Annotated in this window: 3 protein-coding genes and 1 pseudogene; 2 read left to right on the top strand and 2 right to left on the bottom strand. The window is 72.5% G+C overall.

Annotated features, from left to right (window positions below):
• Window positions 1-252 (top strand): annotated as a pseudogene (locus B7767_RS16150) (hypothetical protein); the annotation flags it as partial.
• A gap of 64 nt (window positions 253-316) precedes the next feature.
• On the top strand, window positions 317-1,039 hold the full coding sequence (locus B7767_RS16145; protein WP_085572800.1) for a TetR/AcrR family transcriptional regulator: 723 nt from the start codon (window positions 317-319) through the stop codon (window positions 1,037-1,039).
• Window positions 1,040-1,044: 5 nt separating this feature from the next.
• Here the strand turns inward: B7767_RS16145 and B7767_RS16140 are convergent, their stop codons facing one another.
• Together B7767_RS16140 and B7767_RS16135 are read right to left on the bottom strand one after the other, a co-directional pair.
• Entirely contained in the window at window positions 1,045-1,401 is a 357-nt protein-coding gene (locus tag B7767_RS16140) for a 5-carboxymethyl-2-hydroxymuconate Delta-isomerase (protein WP_085572799.1), read from the bottom strand.
• Between the two features lie 55 nt (window positions 1,402-1,456).
• Window positions 1,457-2,125 (bottom strand): alpha-1,6-glucosidase domain-containing protein (locus tag B7767_RS16135; protein WP_143652486.1); only part of this gene is annotated, 669 nt, incomplete at its 5' end.

Genomic DNA, 2,125 nt, shown 5'->3' with positions numbered 1-2,125 from the left:
GCGAAGGCCGAGTCCGCGCCGGCCTGCGGGGAGCGCGAGCCGCGGGTGCTCGCCGGGGTGCTGTGGAAGTCCGGATCCGGCACCTGGTACCTGCTCGCCGCCGGCAGTCGCGACCTGGCGTCCGTCGGGGCGACGGGCGGGGTCGAGGGCTCGGCGCGGGGCCGGCTGCTGGCCGTCCGCGCCGACAAGGGCGCCCGCGCCGACCTCAAGGGCACGCTCGGGAACGGGCGGTCGGTCGACGGACTGCGCTAGCCGGAGGAACACCACTGTCCGGACCGGACCGTTCGAGGCCGGAATCAATCGGTAAGGTGTTCGTATGACTACCGGGGTGCGGCGCAGAATGGGAGTCGAGGAGCGGCGGCAGCAGTTGATCGGCGTGGCCCTCGAACTGTTCAGCCGACGCTCCCCCGACGAGGTCTCCATCGACGAGATAGCGTCACGGGCGGGCATCTCCCGCCCGCTGGTCTATCACTACTTCCCCGGCAAACTCAGCCTGTACGAGGCCGCGTTGAGGCGTGCGGCGGAGGACCTGGCGTCCCGGTTCGTGGAGCCGCCCGAGGGCCCGCTGGGGTCGCGGCTGCGGCGGGTGATGGCCCGCTTCTTCGACTTCGTCGACGAGCACGGGCCCGGTTTCGCCGCCCTGATGCGCGGCGGCCCGGCGGTGTCCGCGGGCGGAGCCTGCTCGATGAGCACGGTCTCGGCCACGAACGCGCTGATCGACTCCGTACGGCAGGCCGCGTACGACCAGATGCTGTCGCACATGGGCGTGGTGGGCCCGGCGCCGGTGCGGCTGGAGCTGGTCGTACGGTCCTGGATCTCGCTCGTCGAGTCGACGGCGCTGATCTGGCTGGACGGCAGGCGCATCCCGCGCGCCGAGCTGGAGGCGCAGCTGGTGCAGGACTTCGCCGCGCTCGCCGCCGTGGCCGCCGCCCGCGACGAGGAACTGGCCGCGCTGCTGCGCGGCCTGCTCGAGAACGAGCCGGGCGACGGGCCGTTCACCGACCTCGCCGCCCGGCTGATCTCACTGGCTTCTTCCTAGCGCCCCTACTCCTCGAACTTCCGGTACGAGGCGTCGAGGTCGCGCACCTCGGCGGAGGCGTGCAGCCGCACGCCCTCGGCCGGCTTCACGTACTGGCGCAGCAGTTCCAGGGCGGTCTCGGTGAGGCGGGCCTTGGTCTCGTCGCTGCGGCCGGGCAGCAGGGCGATGTGGACGTGCACGAGGGCGTGCCCGTCGGTGTCGGGGCCGACCACGGGGTCCTCGGTCCGCCGGAACCGTGTCTTGCACGCCGGCGGCTTGGCGGCCGCGATGTCCACCACGGCGGTGTGCAGGTCCCGCGCGAAGGCGGGCCGGTCGAAACCGTCCGCCAGCCGCTCGGAGTAGTCGACGGTGATCTGCGGCATGAGCCCTCCTGATCCGGGTCGGGAGGGCTCACACTAGCCGCAGCTCCTTGCGGGGTCAGCCGGCGGTGGTGAACACCGCGACCGTGCGCGCCGGGACGGTGAACGTGCCGGACCCCTTCGCGTACGACGAGGTCTTCACGACCGCGTCCCCGCCCGCCGCCTGCACCGGGTGCAGGCGGTGGCCCGTCCCGGCGAGCGCGGCGACGCGCTGCTCCTGCCGCTCGGGCGTGGCGTTGAAGACGACGACCAGGTCACCGAGGGTCATGGTGATCACGCCGGGCGTCTCGTCCTTCCCGGAGAGCGGGAAGGAGAGCGCCGACTGCACCTGGGCGGCCGTGTCGAGGGAGAAGGCCTTCTCCGTGGTACGGATGCTCAGCAGGTCCCGGTAGGCGGCCGAGGTGCCCTGGATCTGCGGGCAGCCGACCTTCACCGTGCCCAGCAGGGGCTTGGCGTAGGGCCACTTGGCCTCGTTGTCGGCGGCCGGCGGCAGGCCCCGGCCGAAGCCGTTGCCGTCCGCGCAGTTCCAGTGGATGGCGTTGAACCAGTCGCCGCTGTCGTAGGAGTTGCGGTCCAGGGACTTGGAGCGCAGCAGGTCGGTGCCCGCCTGGGAGAGGGCCGGGCCCTGCGAGAGGGTGGCCGTCGCCATGGCGAGGACCTGCATGCGGGCCCGGTCGTCGGCGGACGTGTCCTTCGGCAGCTTGAAGGCGAGCGCGTCGAACAGCGA

The organism is Streptomyces sp. 13-12-16 (assembly GCF_002114215.1).
Classification (GTDB): Bacteria; Actinomycetota; Actinomycetes; order Streptomycetales; family Streptomycetaceae; genus Streptomyces.
The sequence above is the reverse complement of the archived record's forward strand: the minus strand, read 5'-3'. Positions and strand labels throughout refer to the sequence as shown.

Excerpts from the sequence above, each read along its gene's own strand:
- B7767_RS16145 (WP_085572800.1), top strand. The coding sequence starts at position 317 with ATGACTACCGGGGTGCGGCGCAGAATGGGAGTCGAGGAGCGGCGGCAG.
- B7767_RS16140 (WP_085572799.1), bottom strand. The coding sequence starts at position 1,401 with ATGCCGCAGATCACCGTCGACTACTCCGAGCGGCTGGCGGACGGTTTC.